Consider the following 1,449-nt stretch of genomic DNA (forward strand, 5'->3'; position numbering starts at 1 on the left):
CTAGTAGGGCTTGGTCAGATCGGTTCAACTGTGGCGTGTCCGTTGGCTGGTTGTGTCGTTGGCAGTGGGTGACACCTGGAGAGATGACGGAGGTCCGGGAGGACCTGGAGACGTTCACGGCGGAGATGTTCGAGGCGTTCACGCGCCGGGATCAGCAGCGCTGGGGACGGGTCTATGTGCGTGGGCTGTTGATGGACGGCGGGCGCAAGTCGGTCGAGCCGATGGCAGCGCGGCTTGGCGCGGACGGGAACCGACAGGCGCTGGCGCACTTCGTGACCACCAGCCCATGGGATCCCGCGCATGCGCGGGCCCGGCTGGCCTGGCGGATGCAGGCAGAGCTGAAGCCGACCGCCGTGATCATCGACGACACGGGGTTCCTCAAGGACGGTGACGCCTCCGCGTGCGTTGCGAGGCAGTACACCGGAACCGCGGGCAAGGTCACCAACTGCCAAGTCGGCGTCTCGCTGCACCTGGCTTCCGATCGCGCCTCCGCCGCCGTCGACTGGCGGCTGTTCCTTCCCAAGTCCTGGGACCCGGCCTCCGACAAGGCCGAACCGGCTAAGGTGGCCCGCCGCGAACGCTGCCAGATCCCCGCAGACCTGGGGCACGTGGAGAAGTGGCAGCTCGCCCTGGACATGGTCGACGAGACCCGATCGTGGGGCGTCCACATCCCGCTGGCCATCGCGGACGCCGGCTACGGCGACGCGGCGGCGTTCCGGCTGGGCCTGAACGAGCGCGGACTGAACTACGTCGTGGGTATCTCCACCACCCTCAGCGCCCAGCCGGGCTCCGCCCGGCCCGTCACCCCGCCCTACAGCGGGACCGGACGGCCGCCGGTGGCCCGATATCCCGATCCGGCGAAGAGCGTGAAGGCCCTGGTGACGGAAGCCGGGCGCAAGGCGGCCAGGCCGGTGTCCTGGCGCGAGGGCTCCCGTCCGGGCAAGGGCCGCACCGGGTTCAAACGGATGTACTCGCGGTTCGTCGCGCTGCGTATCCGCCCCGCCGGCCGCGAGATCCGCGACGCGACCGACGGCGTGGAACTGCCCGAGTGCTGGCTGCTGGCCGAGTGGCCCGCGAAGGAGCCGGAGCCGGTGCAGTTCTGGCTCTCCGACCTGCCCGCCGACATCCCGCTGACCACCCTGGTCCGCCTGGCCAAGCTCCGCTGGCGCGTCGAGCACGACTACCGGGAGATGAAGCAGGCACTGGGACTCGCGCACTTCGAGGGCCGCACCTTCACCGGCTGGCACCACCACGTCACCCTCGTCTCACTCGCCCACGCCTTCTGCACCCTGCGGAGGCTGGCCCGGGCCCCAAAAGAAACGGCACCGGCCTGAGCCTCTACCAGGTCGTCCGCGAGCTGCAGTTGATCCTCGCCACCTGGGCTGGCCACTGTCCGACCTGCCACCGCGACATACCCACACCCATACGAACCTGACCAAGCCCTACTAG

1 protein-coding gene is annotated in these 1,449 nt (G+C 69.6%); it reads left to right on the forward strand.

All coding sequences use genetic code 11. The annotated features are described in order from the left end of the window. Positions 1-83 precede the first annotated feature (83 nt). Positions 84-1,334 carry an IS701 family transposase gene (locus tag ACZ55U_RS39035; protein WP_465534394.1) on the forward strand — a complete coding sequence of 417 codons (1,251 nt, stop codon included), beginning with the start codon at positions 84-86 and terminating at the stop codon, positions 1,332-1,334. Positions 1,335-1,449: the final 115 nt, after the last annotated feature.

The organism is Kitasatospora sp. NPDC034533, from assembly GCF_055575155.1.